Annotated in this window: 28 protein-coding genes; all 28 read left to right on the top strand. The window is 66.2% G+C overall.

The window, feature by feature from the left end; translation table 11 throughout:
- Positions 1-10: 10 nt before the first annotated feature.
- Positions 11-3,886: a DNA-directed RNA polymerase subunit beta' gene (locus AW271_RS16765; RefSeq protein ID WP_062337785.1), complete on the top strand. Its 3,876-nt coding sequence runs from the start codon at positions 11-13 to the stop codon at positions 3,884-3,886.
- 430 nt (positions 3,887-4,316) lie between these two features.
- A complete protein-coding gene (gene rpsL, locus AW271_RS16760) occupies positions 4,317-4,691 on the top strand; it encodes a 30S ribosomal protein S12 (RefSeq protein WP_030451506.1) in 375 nt (124 codons plus the stop codon).
- Positions 4,691-5,161, top strand: a complete 471-nt coding sequence (gene rpsG / locus AW271_RS16755) for a 30S ribosomal protein S7 (protein WP_030451505.1) — start codon at positions 4,691-4,693, stop codon at positions 5,159-5,161. The genes rpsL and rpsG overlap by 1 nt, the downstream gene beginning before the upstream one ends.
- Before the next feature lie 39 nt (positions 5,162-5,200).
- Positions 5,201-7,294 (top strand): elongation factor G, encoded by a 2,094-nt coding sequence (gene fusA, locus AW271_RS16750; protein ID WP_218008074.1) that lies wholly within the window; start codon positions 5,201-5,203, stop codon positions 7,292-7,294.
- 91 nt (positions 7,295-7,385) lie between these two features.
- Positions 7,386-8,579: an elongation factor Tu gene (gene tuf, locus AW271_RS16745; RefSeq protein WP_062337783.1), complete on the top strand. Its 1,194-nt coding sequence runs from the start codon at positions 7,386-7,388 to the stop codon at positions 8,577-8,579.
- 164 nt (positions 8,580-8,743) lie between these two features.
- Positions 8,744-9,052, top strand: coding sequence for a 30S ribosomal protein S10 (rpsJ, locus tag AW271_RS16740; RefSeq protein WP_012887830.1), 309 nt, complete (start codon positions 8,744-8,746; stop codon positions 9,050-9,052).
- Between the two features lie 14 nt (positions 9,053-9,066).
- Positions 9,067-9,720 (top strand): 50S ribosomal protein L3, encoded by a 654-nt coding sequence (gene rplC / locus AW271_RS16735; protein ID WP_062337781.1) that lies wholly within the window; start codon positions 9,067-9,069, stop codon positions 9,718-9,720.
- Positions 9,717-10,364 carry a 50S ribosomal protein L4 gene (gene rplD / locus AW271_RS16730; RefSeq protein WP_062337779.1) on the top strand — a complete coding sequence of 216 codons (648 nt, stop codon included), beginning with the start codon at positions 9,717-9,719 and terminating at the stop codon, positions 10,362-10,364. The genes rplC and rplD overlap by 4 nt, the downstream gene beginning before the upstream one ends.
- Positions 10,364-10,666, top strand: coding sequence for a 50S ribosomal protein L23 (gene rplW / locus AW271_RS16725; protein ID WP_062337777.1), 303 nt, complete (start codon positions 10,364-10,366; stop codon positions 10,664-10,666). The genes rplD and rplW overlap by 1 nt, the downstream gene beginning before the upstream one ends.
- Positions 10,667-10,850: 184 nt before the next feature.
- Positions 10,851-11,687: a 50S ribosomal protein L2 gene (gene rplB, locus AW271_RS16720; RefSeq protein ID WP_030451499.1), complete on the top strand. Its 837-nt coding sequence runs from the start codon at positions 10,851-10,853 to the stop codon at positions 11,685-11,687.
- An 11-nt stretch (positions 11,688-11,698) separates the two neighbouring features.
- Positions 11,699-11,977 (top strand): 30S ribosomal protein S19, encoded by a 279-nt coding sequence (rpsS, locus tag AW271_RS16715; protein WP_012887835.1) that lies wholly within the window; start codon positions 11,699-11,701, stop codon positions 11,975-11,977.
- A 30-nt stretch (positions 11,978-12,007) separates the two neighbouring features.
- A complete protein-coding gene (rplV, locus tag AW271_RS16710) occupies positions 12,008-12,361 on the top strand; it encodes a 50S ribosomal protein L22 (RefSeq protein WP_030451497.1) in 354 nt (117 codons plus the stop codon).
- Positions 12,361-13,218 carry a 30S ribosomal protein S3 gene (gene rpsC, locus AW271_RS16705; protein ID WP_062337776.1) on the top strand — a complete coding sequence of 286 codons (858 nt, stop codon included), beginning with the start codon at positions 12,361-12,363 and terminating at the stop codon, positions 13,216-13,218. The genes rplV and rpsC overlap by 1 nt, the downstream gene beginning before the upstream one ends.
- 2 nt (positions 13,219-13,220) lie before the next feature.
- The gene (gene rplP, locus AW271_RS16700; protein ID WP_030451495.1) at positions 13,221-13,640 is read left to right on the top strand and encodes a 50S ribosomal protein L16; all 420 of its coding nucleotides are present in this window, start codon (positions 13,221-13,223) and stop codon (positions 13,638-13,640) included.
- A complete protein-coding gene (gene rpmC, locus AW271_RS16695) occupies positions 13,640-13,876 on the top strand; it encodes a 50S ribosomal protein L29 (RefSeq protein ID WP_030451494.1) in 237 nt (78 codons plus the stop codon). The genes rplP and rpmC overlap by 1 nt, the downstream gene beginning before the upstream one ends.
- Entirely contained in the window at positions 13,869-14,162 is a 294-nt protein-coding gene (rpsQ, locus tag AW271_RS16690) for a 30S ribosomal protein S17 (RefSeq protein WP_030451493.1), read from the top strand. Before rpmC ends, rpsQ begins: the two co-directional genes overlap by 8 nt.
- 189 nt (positions 14,163-14,351) lie before the next feature.
- Positions 14,352-14,720, top strand: a complete 369-nt coding sequence (gene rplN / locus AW271_RS16685) for a 50S ribosomal protein L14 (protein ID WP_030451492.1) — start codon at positions 14,352-14,354, stop codon at positions 14,718-14,720.
- Positions 14,721-14,729: 9 nt separating this feature from the next.
- A complete protein-coding gene (rplX, locus tag AW271_RS16680) occupies positions 14,730-14,993 on the top strand; it encodes a 50S ribosomal protein L24 (RefSeq protein WP_202610623.1) in 264 nt (87 codons plus the stop codon).
- Entirely contained in the window at positions 14,990-15,559 is a 570-nt protein-coding gene (gene rplE / locus AW271_RS16675; protein ID WP_030451490.1) for a 50S ribosomal protein L5, read from the top strand. Before rplX ends, rplE begins: the two co-directional genes overlap by 4 nt.
- Positions 15,560-15,564: 5 nt before the next feature.
- Positions 15,565-15,750: a type Z 30S ribosomal protein S14 gene (locus AW271_RS16670; protein ID WP_030451489.1), complete on the top strand. Its 186-nt coding sequence runs from the start codon at positions 15,565-15,567 to the stop codon at positions 15,748-15,750.
- Between the two features lie 69 nt (positions 15,751-15,819).
- A complete protein-coding gene (gene rpsH / locus AW271_RS16665; protein WP_030451488.1) occupies positions 15,820-16,218 on the top strand; it encodes a 30S ribosomal protein S8 in 399 nt (132 codons plus the stop codon).
- 18 nt (positions 16,219-16,236) lie between these two features.
- On the top strand, positions 16,237-16,779 hold the full coding sequence (rplF, locus tag AW271_RS16660) for a 50S ribosomal protein L6 (RefSeq protein WP_062337775.1): 543 nt from the start codon (positions 16,237-16,239) through the stop codon (positions 16,777-16,779).
- Between the two features lie 2 nt (positions 16,780-16,781).
- Complete coding sequence (gene rplR / locus AW271_RS16655; protein WP_062337774.1) at positions 16,782-17,159, top strand: 50S ribosomal protein L18; 378 nt, start codon at positions 16,782-16,784, stop codon at positions 17,157-17,159.
- Positions 17,160-17,196: 37 nt separating this feature from the next.
- Positions 17,197-17,829: a 30S ribosomal protein S5 gene (gene rpsE, locus AW271_RS16650; protein ID WP_030451485.1), complete on the top strand. Its 633-nt coding sequence runs from the start codon at positions 17,197-17,199 to the stop codon at positions 17,827-17,829.
- Positions 17,830-17,831: 2 nt separating this feature from the next.
- Positions 17,832-18,014, top strand: a complete 183-nt coding sequence (rpmD, locus tag AW271_RS16645) for a 50S ribosomal protein L30 (protein ID WP_030451484.1) — start codon at positions 17,832-17,834, stop codon at positions 18,012-18,014.
- Positions 18,015-18,016: 2 nt separating this feature from the next.
- Positions 18,017-18,472 carry a 50S ribosomal protein L15 gene (gene rplO, locus AW271_RS16640; RefSeq protein ID WP_030451483.1) on the top strand — a complete coding sequence of 152 codons (456 nt, stop codon included), beginning with the start codon at positions 18,017-18,019 and terminating at the stop codon, positions 18,470-18,472.
- 215 nt (positions 18,473-18,687) lie between these two features.
- Complete coding sequence (gene secY / locus AW271_RS16635; protein ID WP_062337772.1) at positions 18,688-20,004, top strand: preprotein translocase subunit SecY; 1,317 nt, start codon at positions 18,688-18,690, stop codon at positions 20,002-20,004.
- Positions 20,004-20,690: an adenylate kinase gene (locus AW271_RS16630; protein WP_062337771.1), complete on the top strand. Its 687-nt coding sequence runs from the start codon at positions 20,004-20,006 to the stop codon at positions 20,688-20,690. Before secY ends, AW271_RS16630 begins: the two co-directional genes overlap by 1 nt.
- Positions 20,691-20,711 lie beyond the last annotated feature (21 nt).

Genomic DNA, 20,711 nt, shown 5'->3' with positions numbered 1-20,711 from the left:
GAGATAGCACATGCTGGACGTCAACTTCTTCGACGAGCTCCGAATCGGCCTCGCGACCGCGGACGACATCCGTCAGTGGTCTCACGGTGAGGTCAAGAAGCCGGAGACGATCAACTACCGGACCCTCAAGCCCGAAAAGGACGGACTCTTCTGCGAGAAGATCTTCGGTCCGACCCGGGACTGGGAGTGCTACTGCGGCAAGTACAAGCGCGTGCGCTTCAAGGGCATCATCTGTGAGCGCTGCGGCGTCGAGGTGACCCGTGCCAAGGTGCGTCGTGAGCGGATGGGCCACATCGAGCTGGCCGCCCCGGTCACCCACATCTGGTACTTCAAGGGTGTTCCCTCGCGTCTGGGCTACCTGCTCGACCTCGCCCCGAAGGACCTGGAGAAGGTCATCTACTTCGCGGCGTACATGATCACGCATGTCGACACCGAGATGCGCGACCGCGACCTGTCCTCCCTCGAGGCCAAGATCTCGGTCGAGCGTCAGCACGTCGAGCAGCGCCGTGACGCCGACATCGAGGCCCGGCAGAAGAAGCTCGAAGCCGACCTGGCCGAGCTCGAGGCCGCCGGCGCCAAGGGCGACCAGCGCCGCAAGGTGCGCGAGGGCGCCGACCGCGAGATGCGTCAGCTCCGTGACCGGGCGCAGCGTGAGCTCGACCGGCTTGAGGAGGTCTGGAGCCGCTTCAAGAACCTCAAGGTCCAGGACCTCGAGGGCGACGAGCTGCTCTACCGCGAGATGCGCGACCGGTTCGGCCGCTACTTCCGCGGCGGCATGGGCGCACAGGCGATCCAGGAGCGGCTGCAGAGCTTCGACCTCGACCAGGAGGCGGAGAACCTCCGCGAGACGATCCGCAGCGGCAAGGGCCAGAAGAAGGCCCGCGCCCTCAAGCGGCTCAAGGTCGTGGCGGCGTTCCTGAACACCCGCAACTCGCCCGCGGGCATGGTGCTCGACTGCATCCCGGTGATCCCGCCGGACCTACGGCCGATGGTCCAGCTCGACGGTGGCCGCTTCGCCACCTCCGACCTGAACGACCTCTACCGGCGAGTGATCAACCGGAACAACCGCCTCAAGCGGCTTCTCGACCTCGGCGCGCCCGAGATCATCGTCAACAACGAGAAGCGCATGCTCCAGGAGGCCGTCGACGCGCTGTTCGACAACGGCCGCCGCGGCCGCCCGGTCACGGGCCCCGGCAACCGTCCCCTGAAGTCCCTCAGCGACATGCTGAAGGGCAAGCAGGGCCGGTTCCGTCAGAACCTGCTGGGCAAGCGAGTCGACTACTCCGGCCGTTCGGTCATCGTCGTCGGCCCGCAGCTGAAGCTGCACCAGTGCGGTCTGCCCAAGCAGATGGCGCTGGAGCTGTTCAAGCCGTTCGTGATGAAGCGCCTGGTCGACCTGAACCACGCGCAGAACATCAAGAGCGCCAAGCGCATGGTCGAGCGGGCCCGCCCGGTCGTGTGGGACGTGCTCGAAGAGGTCATCACCGAGCACCCGGTGCTGCTGAACCGCGCGCCGACCCTGCACCGCCTGGGCATCCAGGCCTTCGAGCCGCAGCTGGTCGAGGGCAAGGCCATCCAGATCCACCCGCTCGTCTGCACGGCGTTCAACGCCGACTTCGACGGCGACCAGATGGCCGTGCACCTGCCGCTGTCGGCCGAGGCCCAGGCCGAGGCGCGCATCCTGATGTTGTCGACCAACAACATCCTGAAGCCCGCCGACGGCAAGCCCGTGACGATGCCCACCCAGGACATGGTCATCGGCCTCTACTCGCTCACCACCCAGGCCGACGAGGCCGAGGGTGAGGGCCGGGTGTTCGCGTCGGTCTCCGAGGCCCTCATGGCCTTCGACCGCCACGAGCTCAACCTGCAGGCCAAGATCCAGGTCCGGCTCAAGGACGTCGCCCCGCCGCGCGGCTGGGAGGCGCCCGAGGGCTGGGAGGTCGGCGACCCGCTGCGCCTGGAGACCACGCTCGGCCGCTGCCTGTTCAACAACACGCTGCCCGCGAACTACCCGTTCGTGAACTACCAGGTCGGCAAGAAGCAGCTGTCCGCGATCGTGAACGAGCTGGCCGAGACCTACCCCAAGGTCGAGGTCGCCAACGCGCTCGACGCGCTCAAGGACGCCGGCTTCTACTGGGCCACCCGCGCCGGTGTGACCATCTCGATCGACGACGTCATCGCGCCCCCGAACAAGGGCACGATCATGGAGTCGTACGAGAAGCAGGCCGACAAGGTCCAGCGCGAGTACGACCGCGGTCTGATCACCGACGAGGAGCGCCGTCAGGAGCTCATCGAGATCTGGACCAAGGCCACGAGCGACGTGACCCAGGACATGCAGGACGCCTTCGGCAAGACCAACCCCATCTGGATGATGGTCCAGTCGGGCGCCCGAGGAAACCTCATGCAGGTCCGTCAGATCGCCGGCATCCGCGGCCTGGTGTCCAACACCAAGGGTGAGACGATCCCGCGTCCGATCAAGTCCTCCTTCCGCGAGGGCCTGTCGGTGCTGGAGTACTTCATCTCCACCCACGGTCAGCGGAAGGGTCTGGCCGACACCGCGCTGCGTACCGCCGACTCGGGTTACCTGACCCGTCGTCTGGTCGACGTCGCGCAGGACGTCATCGTGCGCGAGATCGACTGCGGCACCGACCGCGCGGTCCCGCTGCACACCGGTGAGCGCGACTCGACCGGCACGCTGGTCAAGGCGGAGAACGCCGAGTCCAACATCCACGGCCGCATCCTGGCCGAGGACGTCGAGGTCGACGGCAAGCTCATCGCCGCGGTCGGCACCGACATCAACGACATCACCGTCACCGCGCTGGTCGAGGCCGGCATCGAGACGGTCCGCACCCGCAGCACGCTGGTGTGCGAGGCCAAGATCGGTGTCTGCGCGACCTGCTACGGCCGGTCGCTGGCCACCGGCAAGCTCGTCGACGTCGGCGAGGCGGTCGGCATCATCGCCGCCCAGTCGATCGGTGAGCCCGGCACCCAGCTGACGATGCGGACCTTCCACACCGGTGGTGTGGCGGGCGCCGACATCACCCACGGTCTGCCGCGTGTCCAGGAGCTCTTCGAGGCCCGCATCCCCAAGGGTGTGGCCCCGATCTCCGAGGTCACCGGCCGGGTCCGGATCGACGAGACCGACAAGACCCGCAAGATCGTCATCACCCCCGACGACGGCAGCGACGAGATCGCCTACCCGGTCTCGATGCGGTCGCGGCTGCAGGTCTCCGAGGGGCAGCACATCGACGTGGGCCACCAGCTCATCGCCGGTGCCCGCAACCCCAACGAGGTGCTGCGCATCCTCGGCCCGCGTCAGGTCCAGCTGCACCTCGTCGAAGAGGTCCAGCAGGTCTACCGCTCGCAGGGTGTGTCGATCCACGACAAGCACATCGAGGTCATCGTCCGGCAGATGCTCAAGCGCGTGAACGTGCTGGAGTCGGGCGACACCGAGATGCTGCCCGGTGAGCTGGTCGAGCGTCCGCGGTTCGAGCGCATCAACCGTGAGTGCGTCGCCGAGGGCGGGCAGCCGGCCTCCGGCCGTCCGGTCCTGATGGGCATCACCAAGGCCTCGCTCGCCACCGAGTCGTGGTTGTCGGCGGCGTCCTTCCAGGAGACCACCCGGGTCCTGACCGACGCGGCGATCCACGCCAAGTCGGACAGCCTGCTCGGCCTCAAGGAGAACGTCATCATCGGTAAGCTCATCCCGGCCGGTACGGGCATGCCCCAGTACCGCAACATCCGGGTCGAGCCGACCGAGGAGGCCAAGGCCGCGATGTACACGGTCGGCGGCTACGACGGCTCCGCGGCCGACTACACCTTCGGTTCGGGCAGCGGCGAGGCCGTCCCGCTGGAGGAGTACGACTTCGGCCAGTACGGTCGCTAGTCACCCAAGGTTCATCACCCGGAAGCCCGGCCTCGGCCGGGCTTCCGGCTTTTTCACGTGTATTCGCGCGGTATAGTTGACACGGACTCAATCACGGCCTGCGTTCGAAGGCGGGCCGAGGGACTCAAGGTACGAATCCCGACGACCCGTACTCGCGATCGTTTTGACGTGTCGCTACCGGCTGGGTAGTCTTCTCTTTCGTGCCCATGGGTTCATGGGCCCAACACGCGTGCGCGCAGCTTGCCAGCGAAGCGCGCCGTGTGCCCCTGGTTCCCGATTTCCAGGTCCGGGGTGTTGCGCCACCAGTGCGCGACACGCCCGACCGCGTGGGTCGGCGGAGAGGGAAAACCAGCAGGTCATGACACCGGCAGTACCTGCGAATACGCATGTTCACGATTCACCGGCCAAGGCACGAAACGGAGTTGTCGTAGTGCCCACGATTCAGCAGTTGGTCCGAAAGGGCCGGCAGGACAAGGTCTCCAAGACCAAGACTCCTGCGCTCAAGGGCAGCCCTCAGCGACGCGGCGTCTGCACCCGCGTCTACACCACCACCCCGAAGAAGCCGAACTCGGCGCTTCGTAAGGTCGCGCGTGTTCGCCTGACCAACGGCATCGAGGTCACCGCATACATCCCCGGCGTCGGCCACAACCTCCAGGAGCACAGCATCGTGCTGGTTCGTGGTGGTCGTGTGAAGGACCTCCCCGGCGTTCGCTACAAGATCATCCGCGGCTCGCTCGACACCCAGGGCGTCCGCAACCGCAAGCAGGCTCGTTCCCGCTACGGCGCCAAGAAGGAGAAGAAGTAATGCCTCGCAAGGGTTCTCCTGGCCGCCGCCAGCTCATGGCCGACCCGGTGTACAACTCGCCGCTGGTCACCGCCCTGATCAACAAGGTTCTCCTCGACGGCAAGCGCTCGATCGCCCAGTCGATCGTGTACGGCGCCCTCGAGGGCTGCAAGGACAAGACCGGCAACGACCCGGTCGTCACGCTGAAGCGCGCCCTGGACAACGTGAAGCCGACCCTCGAGGTCCGCAGCCGCCGTGTCGGTGGCGCGACCTACCAGGTCCCGGTCGAGGTCCGCGCCGCGCGCAGCACCACGCTGGCCCTCCGCTGGCTGGTGCAGTACTCGCGTGCACGCCGCGAGAAGACCATGACCGAGCGCCTCATGAACGAGCTCCTCGACGCCAGCAACGGCCTCGGGGCGAGCGTGAAGAAGCGCGAGGACACCCACAAGATGGCCGAGTCCAACAAGGCCTTCGCCCACTACCGCTGGTAGTCGGCGGATTTTCGACGAGACGACGAGGACGCGAGAGAAGTGGCGACCACGCTTGACCTGGCCAAGGTCCGCAACATCGGGATCATGGCCCACATCGACGCGGGCAAGACCACCACGACCGAACGCATCCTGTTCTACACCGGTATCAACTACAAGATCGGTGAAGTCCACGAGGGCGCTGCCACGATGGACTGGATGGAGCAGGAGCAGGAGCGCGGCATCACGATCACGTCCGCCGCGACGACCTGTGAGTGGATCGGCCACACCATCAACATCATCGACACGCCCGGCCACGTCGACTTCACCATCGAGGTGGAGCGCTCGCTGCGCGTCCTCGACGGTGCCGTCGCGGTGTTCGACGGTGTCGCCGGGGTGGAGCCGCAGTCGGAGACGGTGTGGCGTCAGGCCGACCGCTACGACGTCCCGCGCATCTGCTTCGTCAACAAGATGGACCGCGTCGGCGCGGAGTTCCACCGCTGCGTCGACATGATGATCAGCCGGCTGGGCGCGACCCCCGCTGTCATCCAGCTTCCCTGGGGCGTCGAGGCCGACTTCAAGGGCGTCATCGACCTGGTGAAGATGAAGGGCCTGATCTGGTCCGCCGAGGCCGCCAAGGGCGAGATGTACGACACCGTCGACATCCCCGCCGACCACGCCGAGATCGCCCGTGAGTGGCGCGACAAGCTGGTCGAGACCGTGGCCGAGAACGACGACGAGCTGATGGAGCTCTTCCTCGAGGGCGTCGAGCCCACCGAGGAGCAGCTGGTCGCGGCCATCCGCCGCGCCACGCTGACGAGCTCGATCAACCCGGTCCTGTGTGGCACCGCGTTCAAGAACAAGGGCGTGCAGCCCCTGCTCGACGCGATCGTCGCCTACCTCCCCGCGCCGACCGACATCCCGGCCTTCAAGGGCCACGCGGTCAACGACGAGGAGAAGGTCATCGAGCGTCGCCCCGACGTCACCGAGCCGTTCTCCGCCCTGGCCTTCAAGATCATGAGCGACCCCCACCTGGGCAAGCTCACCTACATCCGCCTCTACTCCGGCACCCTTGAATCCGGCACGACCGTGATCAACTCGGTGAAGGGGAAGAAGGAGCGGATCGGCAAGATCTACCAGATGCACGCCAACAAGCGTGAGGAGCGGCCGTCCGCGGTCGCCGGTCAGATCGTCGCCGTCATGGGACTGAAGGACACCACCACCGGTGACACCCTGTCCGACATCCAGAACCAGGTCGTCCTCGAGTCGATGACGTTCCCGGCGCCGGTCATCAGCGTCGCGATCGAGCCCAAGACCAAGGGCGACCAGGAGAAGCTCGGCACCGCGATCCAGCGTCTGGCGGAGGAGGACCCGTCCTTCCAGGTCCGCCGCGACGAGGAGACCGGCCAGACCGTCATCCACGGCATGGGCGAGCTTCACCTCGAAATCCTGGTCGACCGCATGCGCCGCGAGTTCAAGGTCGAGGCGAACGTCGGTCGTCCCCAGGTCGCGTACCGCGAGACGATCCGCCGCAAGGTGGAGAAGATCGACTACACGCACAAGAAGCAGACCGGTGGTTCCGGCCAGTTCGCCAAGGTCCTCATCGACCTTGAGCCGCTGGGCGAGGGCAACGACGGTTACGAGTTCGAGAACAAGGTCACCGGTGGCCGCATCCCGCGGGAGTACATCCCGTCGGTCGACGCGGGCGCCCAGCAGGCCGCCGAGTTCGGCGTGCTGGCCGGTTACCCGATGGTGGGCGTCAAGGTCACCCTGCAGGACGGCGCGTACCATGAGGTCGACTCGTCCGAAATGGCCTTCAAGATGGCCGGCTCGATGGTCTTCAAGGAGGCCGCGCGCAGGGCCGACCCCGTTCTCCTCGAACCGATGATGGCCGTCGAGGTCACCACTCCCGAGGACTACATGGGTGACGTCATCGGCGACCTCAACGGTCGTCGCGGGCAGATCCAGGCCATGGACGAGCGGGCCGGCGCCCGTGTCGTCAAGGCCCTTGTTCCGCTCTCCGAGATGTTCGGCTACGTGGGCGACCTCCGTAGCAAGACGCAGGGGCGCGCGAGCTACAGCATGCAGTTCGACTCCTACGCGGAAGTGCCCCCGGGCATCGCCAAGGAGATCGTCGCGAAGGTCCGCGGCGAGTAACACCTCGCCAGCGTCCGGCCGCCACGTCAGTGACGGCCGGACGGGACCGGGCGATTGAAGTCAAGTCAGAAATCTCTAAGGAGACAGAGCAGTGGCCAAGGCCAAGTTCGAGCGGAACAAGCCGCACGTGAACATCGGCACCATTGGGCACATCGACCACGGCAAGACGACTCTGACCGCGGCGATCACCAAGGTGCTTCACGACCGTTTCCCGCAGATCAACGAGGCGACCCCGTTCGACAAGATCGACAAGGCGCCCGAGGAGAAGGCCCGCGGGATCACCATCTCGATCGCCCACGTCGAGTACCAGACGGAGAAGCGCCACTACGCGCACGTCGACTGCCCTGGTCACGCCGACTACGTCAAGAACATGATCACCGGTGCGGCGCAGATGGACGGCGCCATCCTGGTGGTCGCCGCGACTGACGGCCCCATGCCGCAGACGAAGGAGCACGTCCTCCTGGCCCGCCAGGTCGGCGTCCCCTACATCGTCGTCGCCCTGAACAAGGCCGACATGGTGGACGACGAGGAGATCCTGGAGCTCGTCGAGCTCGAGGTTCGCGAGCTCCTCTCGGCTCAGGAGTTCCCCGGTGACGACCTGCCCGTCGTCCGCGTCTCGGCGCTCAAGGCGCTCGAGGGCGACGAGAAGTGGGGCGACTCGATCATCGAGCTCATGACCGCCGTCGACGAGAACGTGCCGGAGCCCACCCGCGCGATCGACAAGCCGTTCCTGATGCCGATCGAGGACGTCTTCTCGATCACCGGTCGCGGTACGGTCGTCACCGGCCGTATCGAGCGTGGTGTCGTCAAGGTCAACGAGACCGTCGACATCATCGGCATCAAGGAGAAGAGCACCACGACCACCGTCACCGGTGTCGAGATGTTCCGCAAGCTCCTCGACGAGGGCCAGGCCGGTGACAACGTCGGTCTGCTCCTCCGCGGCATCAAGCGCGAGGACGTCGAGCGCGGCCAGTGCATCATCAAGCCGGGCACGACCACCCCGCACACCGAGTTCGAGGCCCAGGTCTACATCCTGAGCAAGGACGAGGGCGGCCGCCACACGCCGTTCTTCAACAACTACCGTCCGCAGTTCTACTTCCGTACGACTGACGTGACCGGTGTTGTGAACCTGCCCGAGGGCACTGAGATGGTCATGCCCGGTGACAACACCGAGATGAACGTCCAGCTGATCCAGCCCATCGCCATGGAGGACGGCCTCAAGTTCGCCATCCGTGAGGGTGGCCGTACGGTCGGCGCCGGCAACGTGGTCAAGATCATCAAGTAGTACCCGATGGCCGGGTCCCTGCGGACCCGGCCATCACATTGCTCCACCCGCCGTGATCCCGCAGCCGCTTCGGGGCTCCGAAGTGACTGCCGGATCACGGACACATAGCGGCAACCTGCCGCACGTTACTTGTTCAGACGACAGCGAAGGACACCGAGGCCATTATGGCGGGACAGAAGATCCGCATTCGGCTCAAGGCCTATGACCACGAGGTCATCGACAGCTCGGCCAAGAAGATCGTCGAGACGGTGACGCGTACGGGCGCCAAGGTCGCGGGCCCGGTGCCCCTGCCGACCGAGAAGAACGTGTACTGCGTGATCCGTTCGCCGCACAAGTACAAGGACAGCCGCGAGCACTTTGAGATGCGTACGCACAAGCGGCTGATTGACATCATCGACCCGACGCCCAAGACCGTCGACTCGCTCATGCGTCTCGACCTGCCTGCCGGCGTCGACATCTCGATCAAGCTCTGAGGGAACGCACTGACATGGCTAACCAGATCAAGGGCGTCCTGGGCAAGAAGCTCGGCATGACCCAGGTCTTCGACGACGGCAACCGGATCGTTCCGGTCACCGTCGTGGAGGCCGGTCCGTGCGTGGTGACCCGGGTCCGCACTCCCGAGCGCGACGGCTACTCGGCCATCCAGCTCGGCTTCGGTCAGATCGACCCGCGCAAGGTGAACAAGCCGCTGGGCGACTACCTGCGCAAGCACGACATCACCCCGCGCCGCTACTTCGTCGAGGTCCGCACCGACGACGCCTCCGAGTACACGCTCGGCCAGGAAGTCACCGCCGGCACCTTCGAGGCCGGCCAGTTCGTGGACGTCACGGGCAAGAGCAAGGGCAAGGGCTTCGCGGGTGTCATGAAGCGTCACGGCTTCAAGGGCCTGGGCGCCTCGCACGGCACCCAGCGCAAGCACCGTTCGCCCGGCTCCATCGGTGGCTGCGCCACCCCGGGCCGCGTCTTCAAGGGCCTGCGCATGGCCGGTCGGATGGGCAACGTCCGCACCACCATCCAGAGCCTGAAGGTGCACGCCGTCGACGCCGAGAAGGGCCTCATCCTGATCAAGGGTGCGATCCCCGGCGCCAACGGCAGCCTGGTCCTCATCCGCACCGCTGCCAAGAAGGGGGCTGCCAAGTGAGCACCATTGACGTCCTCGACGCGAGCGGCGCCAAGACCGGCGACTCGGTCGACCTGCCCGAGAGCATCTTCGGCGCCAAGGTCAACGTGCCGCTGATCCACCAGGTCGTCGTGGCCCAGCTGGCGGCTCGCCGCCAGGGCACCCACGCCACCAAGACCCGCGGCGAGGTGTCCGGCGGCGGCAAGAAGCCGTACCGCCAGAAGGGCACCGGCCGGGCTCGTCAGGGTTCGACCCGCGCGCCGCAGTTCACCGGCGGTGGCACCGTCCACGGTCCGCAGCCGCGCTCGTACGTGCAGCGCACGCCCAAGAAGATGAAGGCCGCGGCCCTGCGCCAGGCCCTGTCCGACCGGGCCGGCGGCAACCTCGTGCACGTCGTGAGCTCCCTGGTCAGCGGCGAGACGCCGAAGACCAAGGCCGCTCTCGAGGCGCTCCGTAAGATCACCGGCTCGCGCAGCGTGCTCGTGGTCGTCACCGAGCACGACGAGCTGACCTGGCTGAGCCTGCGCAACGCCCCGGAGGTCCACCTCCTGGACGCCGGCCAGCTGAACACGTACGACGTGCTCTGCAGCGACGCCGTCGTCTTCACCAAGGAGGCCTACGACCAGGTCGTGGCCCGCCTGGAGAGCGGTAAGGAAGACGCCTGATGGACAAGATCACCGACCCGCGCGACATCATCATCAAGCCGATCGTCTCTGAGAAGAGCTACGGCCTGATCGACGAGCACAACAAGTACACGTTCCTGGTCAAGCAGGGTGTGAACAAGACGCAGGTGAAGATCGCCATCGAGCAGATCTTCGGTGTGAAGGTCACCGGCGTCAACACCATCAACCGCCAGGGCAAGCGCAAGCGGACCCGCTTCGGCTACGGCCAGCGTCCCGGTACCAAGCGAGCGATCGTGAGCTTGGCCGAGGGCGAGCGCATCGACATCTTCGGCCAGATCGGCTGATAGGGGCTTCACCGCGATCGTTGCGGTAGGCCAAAGACGAGTAGGTGGTTTGGCCGCGTCCGCGTCTGGACTGAGGAGCGCAGGGGAGCGTAGCGACCCGGAGCGACGAGGGAAGACGTGGACTGTAGGCGGCCAAACCCGCCGCGCCGTAGGCGCGGCAATTAGACAGGGATGAACGAAAAAGATGGGCATCCGTAAATACAAGCCGACGACCCCGGGTCGCCGCGGCGCGAGCGTCTCGGACTTCTCCGAGATCACGCGCAGCACGCCCGAGAAGTCGCTGCTTGCCCCCCTGCACAGCAAGGGCGGCCGTAACGTCCACGGGCGGGTCACCGCCCGGCACCAGGGTGGCGGCCACAAGCGGGCGTACCGGATCATCGACTTCCGACGCCACGACAAGGACGGGATCCCGGCCAAGGTCGCTCACATCGAGTACGACCCGAACCGCACCTCCCGCATCGCTCTGCTGCACTACGCCGACGGCGAGAAGCGCTACATCCTCGCGCCGACCGGCATCAAGCAGGGGGACCGCATCGAGAACGGCCCCGGCGCCGACATCAAGCCGGGCAACTGCCTGCCGCTCCGCAACATCCCGACCGGTACCTTCATCCACGCGGTGGAGCTCCGTCCGGGTGGTGGCGCCAAGCTCGGCCGCAGCGCCGGCGCGCAGATCCAGCTCCTCGCCAAGGAGGGCATGTACGCCACGCTGCGTATGCCGTCCGGTGAGATGCGCCAGGTCGACATCCGCTGCCGGGCGTCGATCGGCCAGGTCGGCAACGCCGAGCAGGCCAACATCAACTGGGGCAAGGCCGGCCGTATGCGGTGGAAGGGCAAGCGCCCGACCGTCCGTGGTGTCGCCATGAACCCGGTCGACCACCCGCACGGCGGTGGTGAGGGCAAGACCTCCGGTGGTCGCCACCCGGTGAACCCGAAGGGCAAGCCCGAGGGCCGCACCCGCCAGGCCAACAAGGCCAGCGACCGCCTGATCATCCGGCGTCGGAGCAAGAGGAAGAAGCGGTAGGAGCAGCCGAAATGCCACGTAGCCTTAAGAAGGGTCCCTTCGTGGACGACCACCTTCAGAAGAAGGTCGACGTCCAGAACGAGAAGGGCACCAAGAACGTCATCAAGACGTGGTCGCGGCGCTCCATGATCGTGCCCGACATGCTCGGCCACACGATCGCCGTCCACGACGGCCGCAAGCACGTCCCGGTGTTCGTCACCGAGTCGATGATCGGCCACAAGCTCGGCGAGTTCGCGCCCACGCGGACCTTCCGCAGCCACGTCAAGGAAGACCGCCGCAGCCGGCGGTAAGCGTCCTTCGAAAAGCAATAGGAGACAGCGATGGAAGCCAGGGCACAGGCGCGGTACGCGCGCCACACGCCCCGGAAGGCCCGCCGCGTGGTGGACCTCATTCGCGGCCTGGGCGCTTCGGAGGCGCAGGCCGTGCTGCAGTTCGCGCCGCAGGCGGCGAGCGAGACCGTTTACAAGGTCCTCTCGTCCGCGATCGCGAACGCGGAGCACAACTTCAAGCTCGACCGCGAGACGCTGGTCGTGAGCCGCGCGTGGGTCGACGAGGGCCCGACGCTCAAGCGGTTCCGCCCCCGCGCTCAGGGTCGCGCCTATCGGATCAACAAGCGGACCAGCCACATCACCGTGATCGTGGAGTCCCGCGAGCCGAAGGGGAGGGCCCGCTAGTGGGTCAGAAGGTTAACCCGCACGGGTTCCGCCTCGGCATCACGACCGACTTCAAGAGCCGGTGGTACGCCGACAAGCTCTACAAGTCGTACGTCGCCGAGGACGTGGCGATCCGCCGCATGCTGCAGAAGGGCATGGAGCGGGCCGGCATTTCCAAGGTCGAGATCGAGCGCACGACCGACCGCGTCCAGGTCGACATCCACACCGCCCGGCCGGGCATCGTCATCGGCCGTCGTGGTGCGGAGGCCGACCGCATCCGCGGCGACCTGGAGAAGCTGACCAAGAAGCAGGTTCAGCTCAACATCCTCGAGGTGAAGAACCCCGAGATCGACGCGCAGCTCGTCGCGCAGGGCGTGGCCGAGCAGCTCTCCAGCCGTGTCTCGTTCCGTCGTGCCATGCGCAAGGCGATGCAGTCGGCGATGAAGAGCGGCGCCAAGGGCATCCGGGTCGCGTGCTCGGGTCGTCTGGGCGGCGCGGAGATGTCGCGCTCGGAGTTCTACCGCGAGGGCCGCGTGCCCCTGCACACGCTCCGCGCCGACATCGACTACGGCTTCTACGAGGCCAAGACGACCTTCGGCCGCATCGGCGTGAAGGTCTGGATCTACAAGGGCGAGGCCCCGACCAGCCGCGCCGAGCGTGAGGCCGCCGCTGCCGGCGCCCGCGCCGGTGGCCAGCGTCGGGACAACGACCGTCGTGGTGGCGGCGGCGCCGAGCGTCCCCGTCGCGGTGGCGGCGACCGTCCGCGCCGTGGTGGCGCCGGTGCCGGTCGTGGCGACCGCGCCCCCCGTAACGAGGCGGCCGCCCAGGCCGCCCCCGAGACCGGCCCGGCGGAGCAGCCGGGTGCTGAAGGGAGCTGACCATGCTGATCCCGCGCAGGGTCAAGCACCGCAAGCAGCACCGGCCTGACCGCAGCGGCGCCGCCAAGGGCGGCACGCGGGTCGTGTTCGGCGAGTTCGGCATTCAGGCGCTTGAGCACTCCTACGTGACCAACCGCCAGATCGAGTCGGCTCGTATCGCCATGACCCGGCACATCCGCCGTGGCGGCAAGGTGTGGATCAACATCTACCCCGACCGTCCCCTCACCAAGAAGCCCGCGGAAACGCGAATGGGTTCCGGTAAGGGTTCGCCCGAGTGGTGGATCGCCAACGTCAAGCCCGGTCGCGTCATGTTCGAGCTGTCGGGTGTCGCCGAGCCCATCGCCCGTGAGGCGATGCGCCGCGCGATGCACAAGCTGCCCATGAAGTGCCGGTTCGTCAAGCGTGAAGTGGGTGAGGCGTGATGGCTAAGGGCCTGACCGCCGGTGAGCTGCGCGTGGAGGACGGGGAGGTGCTCGTCCAGAAGCTCAAGGAGGCCAAGGAGGAGCTGTTCAACCTCCGCTTCCAGGCTGCGACCGGTCAGTTGGAGAGCCACGGACGGCTGCGCGCCGTCCGCCGCGAGATCGCCCGTATCTACACCGTGATGCGCGAGCGCGAGCTTGGAATCGTCACGGTCGAGAAGGAGCCGAGCGATGGCTGAAACAACTGAGAACGTCGAGACCACCGAGAAGACCGCGCGGAACTACCGCAAGACCCGTGAGGGCCTGGTCGTCAGCGACAAGATGGACAAGACCGTCGTCGTCGCCGTCGAGGACCGCGTGAAGCACCCGCTGTACGGCAAGGTCATCCGCCGTACGACCAAGTACAAGGCCCACGACGAGGAGAACACCGCCGGCGTCGGCGACCGCGTTCTCCTCATGGAGACCCGGCCGCTGTCGGCGACGAAGCGCTGGCGCGTGGTCGAGATCCTCGAGCGGGCCAAGTAACATAACGCGATCGCGCCTCGTGGGGGCCGTGCTTCGGCCCGGCCCCCATGACGGTGTCCAAGGAGCCTCTCGTGTACGGGAGGTTCGCCCGCGGCGGCGGTTCGTCTGGCGCCGAGGGACAAGACATGTAGGTTCGGCCAGGCTCAGGGCCCGCCCTGAGAACCGGCACGACACATCAGGAGTTCAGCTGTGATTCAGCAGGAGTCGCGACTCAAGGTCGCCGACAACACGGGTGCCAAGGAGATCCTCTGCATCCGCGTTCTCGGTGGCTCTGGGCGTCGCTACGCCGGGATCGGCGACATCATCGTCGCCACCGTCAAGGACGCGATCCCCGGCGGCGGTGTGAAGAAGGGTGACGTCGTCAAGGCCGTCATCGTCCGCACCGTCAAGGAGCGCCGCCGTCAGGACGGGTCGTACATCAAGTTCGACGAGAACGCCGCGGTCATCATCAAGGACAGCGGCGACCCCCGGGGCACGCGTATTTTCGGCCCGGTCGGCCGCGAGCTGCGTGACAAGAAGTTCATGCGCATCATCTCGCTGGCGCCGGAGGTGCTCTAAATGGGGAAGCTGCACGTGAAGAAGGGTGACCTGGTTCAGGTCATCGCGGGCAAGGACAAGGGCGCCAAGGGCCGGGTCATCGCCGCGCTGCCGACCGAGGATCGTGTGATCGTCGCCGGCGTGAACATGATCAAGAAGCACTCGAAGGAGACCAACCAGGGTCCCCGCGGCGCCAAGGAAGGCGGCGTCACCACCCTGGAGGCCCCCATCCACGTGAGCAACGTCAAGAAGCTCAAGGATGACGAGAAGCCGAAGGACGAGGACGCCAAGTGACTGCCCAGACCGCTGAGCGGGTGACCCCCCGTCTCAAGCAGAAGTACCGCGAGGAGATCGCGGCCCAGCTGCGCGAGCAGTTCGGCATCGAGAACGTCATGCTGACCCCCGGTCTCACCAAGATCAAGGTGAACATGGGCGTCGGCGAGGCCGCTCGCGACTCCAAGCTGATCGAGGGCGCGGTTCGCGACCTCACCGCCATCACCGGCCAGAAGCCGGCCGTCGTCCGCGCCCGCAAGTCCATCGCGCAGTTCAAGCTGCGTGAGGGCATGCCGATCGGCGCGCACGTCACGCTGCGCGGCGACCGCATGTGGGAGTTCCTCGACCGCCTGCTGTCGCTGGCCCTGCCGCGTATCCGCGACTTCCGCGGTCTGTCGCCCAAGCAGTTCGACGGGCACGGGAACTACACCTTCGGTCTCACCGAGCAGGTCATGTTCCACGAGATCGACCAGGACAAGGTCGACCGGCAGCGCGGTATGGACATCACGGTCGTCACGACCGCCCGCACAGACGACGAGGGCCGCGCGCTGCTGAAGCTGCTCGGGTTCCCGTTCAAGGAGGCCTGATCCACATGGCGAAGACGTCACTGAAGGTCAAGGCGGCCCGCAAGCAGAAGTTCGAGGTCCGGGCGTACACTCGGTGTTCGCGCTGCGGCCGTCCGCGCGCCGTCTACCGCAAGTTCGGCCTGTGCCGCGTGTGCTTCCGTGAGATGGCGCACCGGGGCGAGCTGCCCGGCATCACCAAGTCCAGCTGGTAATTCCAGAGCATCACTACGCCGTAGGTCCCCTTCATTCTTGGGAAACCGCGGCGAGGAGGGCCATCGATCATGACGATGACCGACCCGATCGCAGACATGCTGACGCGTCTGCGTAACGCGAACTCGGCGTATCACGACACCGTGACCATGCCGTACTCGAAGATCAAGGCGCACATCGCCGAGATCCTCCAGCAGGAGGGTTACATCCAGTCCTGGAGCGTCGAAGACGCCAAGGTTGGCAAGAACCTCGTGGTGGAGCTGAAGTTCGGCCCGAGCCGTGAGCGTTCGCTCGCCGGCATCCGCCGGGTTTCCAAGCCCGGTCTGCGGGTTTACGCCAAGAAGGACAACCTGCCCCGAGTCCTGGGCGGGCTGGGCGTCGCGATCATCTCGACGTCCGGCGGCCTGATGACCGACAAGCAGGCCGGCAAGCGCGGAGTGGGCGGGGAAGTCCTCGCCTACGTCTGGTAAGAGGGGAGGAACCACAGCATGTCGCGAATCGGACGGCTGCCCATCCCTGTACCGAGCGGTGTCGACATCACGATCGACGGCCGGAGTGTCCAGGTCAAGGGCCCGAAGGGCACGCTTTCTCACACCGTCGCCGAGCCCATCGAGGTTTCGCGCGGTGACGACGGCCAGCTGGCCGTCACCCGTCCCAACGACGAGAACAAGGTCCGTGCGCTGCACGGCCTGTCCCGCACCCTGATCGCCAACATGGTGACCGGTGTGACCGCGGGTTACTCGAAGACGTTGGAGATCGTCGGCGTCGGCTACCGCGTTCAGGCCAAGGGCCCGACGCAGCTCGAGTTCTCGCTCGGGTTCAGCCACCCGGTGATCGTCGACGCGCCGGAGGGCATCTCCTTCCGCGTCGAGAAGCCGACCCTGTTCCACGTGGACGGGATCGACAAGCAGAAGGTCGGCGAGGTCTCGGCCAACATCCGCAAGCTGCGCAAGCCCGACCCGTACAAGGGCAAGGGCGTGCGCTACCAGGGCGAAGTCGTCCGCAAGAAGGTCGGAAAGGCTGGTAAGTAGTAATGGCTGCGAAGTACGGCAAGCACAGCGCCGCTCGCGCCATTTCGCGAGCCCGCCGCCACCGCCGCGTGCGGAAGAACGTCGTGGGCACGGTCGAGCGTCCGCGTCTGGTCGTCAACCGGTCCGCGCGGCACCTGTTCGTGCAGATCGTCGACGACGGCAAGGGTCACACGATCGTGAGCGCGTCCACCATGGACTCCTCGCTGCGTTCCCTCGAGGCCGACAAGACCGAGAAGGCGAAGAAGGTCGGCGAGCTTCTCGCTCAGCGGGCCAAGGACGCCGGGATCACTTCGGTCGTCTTCGACCGCGGTGGCAACCGCTACGCGGGTCGCATCGCGGCCCTGGCGGACAGCGCCCGTGAAGGCGGGTTGAGTTTCTGATGACCCGTCCTATGAGCAATGAGAAGAGGAACCACTGATGGCTGGAGCTCCGCGTCGGGGTGCCGGCGGCGGTGGCGAGCGGCGGGAACGTCGTGACGATCGCCGCGGTGGCGCCCAGGAGAAGGGCGTCTCGTACATCGAGCGCGTCGTGAAGATCAACCGCGTGGCCAAGGTCGTCAAGGGTGGTCGGCGCTTCAGCTTCACCGCGCTGGTCATCGTCGGCGACGGCAACGGCCTCGTCGGGGTCGGCTACGGCAAGGCCAAGGAGGTGCCCGCGGCGATCGCCAAGGGTGTCGAAGAGGCCAAGAAGCACTTCTTCAAGGTGCCGCGCATCCAGGGCACCATCCCGCACACCGTGCAGGGCGAGGACGCCGCCGGCGTCGTCCTCCTGCGTCCGGCCTCGCCCGGTACCGGTGTCATCGCGGGTGGCCCGGTGCGCGCGGTCCTGGAGTGCGCCGGGATCCACGACGTGCTGTCCAAGTCGCTCGGCTCGGACAACCCGATCAACATCGTGCACGCCACCGTGGCGGCTCTGAAGGGCCTCTCGCGCCCCGAGGAGATCGCCGCCCGTCGTGGTCTGCCGATCGAGGACGTCGCCCCCAAGGCGATGCTCAAGGCGCGCGCCGAGGGTCTCGCCGAGGCTGCGGCCGCTGCGAAGGCGGGGAGCTGACCATGGCCCGCCTGAAGATCACGCAGACCCGGTCCAAGATCGGCGGCAAGCAGAACCAGCGTGACTCGCTGCGTTCGCTTGGCCTGAAGCGAATCGGCGACGTCGTCGTGAAGGAGGACCGTCCCGAGATCCGCGGGATGGTCGCCGTCGTGACGCACCTCGTCGAGGTTGAAGAGGTCGACTAGTCATGACTGAGAACGCACCGCTGAAGATTCATGACCTGCGTCCCGCCCCGGGTGCCAACAAGGCCAAGGTCCGCAAGGGCCGTGGCGAGGGCTCCAAGGGCAAGACGTCCGGTCGTGGTACGAAGGGTTCCCACTCGCGTACCACCGTGCCTCTCGGCTTCGAAGGTGGCCAGGTTCCGCTCCAGCGGCGGCTGCCGAAGCTGAAGGGCTTCTCCAACTCCCTGTTCAAGACGACCTACCAGGTCGTCAACCTTGACAAGCTGGGCGAGGTCTTCTCCTCCGGTGGCGACGTGACCGTCGCCGACCTGGTGGCGAACGGTCTGGTCCGGAAGAACGAACTGGTCAAGGTTCTCGGAACCGGCGAGATCTCCGTGGCGTTGAACGTGCAGGCGCACGCCTTCTCCGCCAGCGCCAAGGAGAAGATCGCCGCAGCCGGCGGCTCCACCACGGAGCTGTAGGCCGCACGCATCACGAGGCGCGGGGGCTCGTTATGAGCCTCCGCGCCCGTAGTGCGTTAGAGTTCGCTGGACAGTGAGCCGAGTCTCCCTGTCAAACTGCTCGTTTGTTATATGTAAGACCCTTTGTTTTGGTAAGACCCGCAAGAAGACCTGCCGATGGACGACCCCCGCACCATCGCTCACCGTTACCGCGTCTCTGGCGCGCAGGAGGGACCGTGCTAACCGCTCTTACCCGGGCATTCCGGACGCCGGACCTGCGCAAGAAGCTGCTTTTCACCCTGGGTATCATTGTGATCTTCCGCCTGGGCTCGGTGCTGCCGACGCCCGGTGTGAACACGGAGAACGCCCGCAAGGCCCTGGAAGCAGCTCAATCTAGCGAGCTCAGCAGCATCTACGGGATGGTCCAGCTCTTCAGTGGCGGCGCGTTGCTGAAGCTTTCAGTGTTCGCGCTGGGCATCATGCCCTACATCACGGCCAGCATCATCCTGCAGCTGCTGACTGTCGTGATCCCCCGCCTCGAAGCCCTCAAGAAGGAGGGCCAGGCGGGCACTGCGAAGATCACACAGTACACCCGGTATCTCACCATCGGCCTGGCGGTTCTCCAGTCGACGGCGTTCGTCGCGCTGGCCCGGTCCGGACAGTTGTTCGGCACCTCCGCCAACGATCTCCCGATCCTGCTCAACGACGACATCTTCACCGTCGTCGTGATGGTCATCACGATGACCGCGGGTACGGCCGTCATCATGTGGCTCGGTGAGCTCATCACCGACCGCGGCGTCGGCAACGGCATGTCGATCCTGATCTTCACTCAGATCATCGCGGTCTTCCCGTCGGAACTGATGAACATCTTCCGGCAGAAGGGCGCCTTCACCTTCACGATCGTCATGATCGTCGGCATCTTCATGATCGCCGCGGTCGTCTTCGTGGAGCAGGCCCAGCGCCGCATCCCGGTGCAGTACGCCAAGCGCATGGTCGGCCGCCGGATGTACGGCGGCACCTCGACCTACATCCCGCTGAAGGTCAACCAGGCCGGCATCATCCCGGTCATCTTCGCCTCCTCGCTGCTCTACCTGCCTCAGCTGCTGGTGACGCTGTTCGCCAACAGCCAGGAGAGCAACGCCGTGGTCGAGTGGATCGCGCAGAACTTCGGTTCCGGCGACACCCCGATCTACATGGCGACCTTCTTCCTCCTGATCGTGTTCTTCACGTACTTCTACGTGTCCATCACCTTCAACCCCGTTGAAGTCGCCGACAACATGAAGAAGTACGGTGGGTTCATTCCGGGCATCCGTCCGGGCCGGCCGACCGCCGAGTACCTGAACTACGTGCTCACCCGGTTGACCGCGCCGGGGTCGCTGTATCTGGGCCTGATCTCCATGGTTCCGATCTTCGCCCTCACGCTGGCCGGCGCGACCCAGAACTTCCCGTTCGGAGGAACGAGCATTCTGATCATGGTGGGTGTCGGTCTCGACACGGTGAAGCAGATCGAGAGCCAGCTGCAGCAGCGTAACTACGAGGGCTTCCTGAGATAGTGCGTCTCGTCCTGGTCGGGCCCCCCGGAGCGGGCAAGGGGACGCAGGCCCAGTTCATCGCATCACATCTGTCGATCCCGAAAATCTCGACAGGTGACATTTTCCGCGCCAACGTGTCGGGTGGCACGGAGCTCGGAAAGCTGGCCAAGACCTACATGGACCGCGGGGACCTGGTTCCCGACGAGGTCACGATCGCGATGGTCCGCGGTCGCCTCGCGGAAGACGACGCGCAGGACGGTTTCCTGCTCGACGGGTTCCCGCGGAACGTGGCGCAGGCCGAGGTCCTCAAGAAGATGCTGGCTGACCTGGGCTCCGGGCTCGACCTGGTGCTGGAACTCGTGGTCGACGACGACGAGGTGGTCCGCCGCCTCGCCGGACGTCGCACCTGCCGCTCGTGTGGCAAGGTCTGGCACGTCGACTTCGACCCGCCCAAGAAGGACGGCGTCTGCGACGCCTGCGGCGGCGAGTTGTTCCAGCGTGACGACGACCGTGAGGAGACCATCAGGCACCGCCTGGAGGTCTACCAGGAGCAGACGTCGCCGCTGATCAACTTCTACGCCGACGAGGGCATCCTGCGGGGCGTCGACGCGACCGGCCCGGTCGAAGAGGTCACCGGCCGCGCGATGGGCGAACTGCGCAAGTTCACCCGCGAGCACGTCGAAGGCGAAGACGACGACAAGAGCTAGACCATAAGACCCACCCGGAAC

It is taken from the genome of Herbidospora sakaeratensis, assembly GCF_001570525.1.
Lineage (GTDB): Bacteria > Actinomycetota > Actinomycetes > Streptosporangiales > Streptosporangiaceae > Herbidospora > Herbidospora sakaeratensis.
This window is presented reverse-complemented; position numbering and strand designations above follow the sequence as displayed.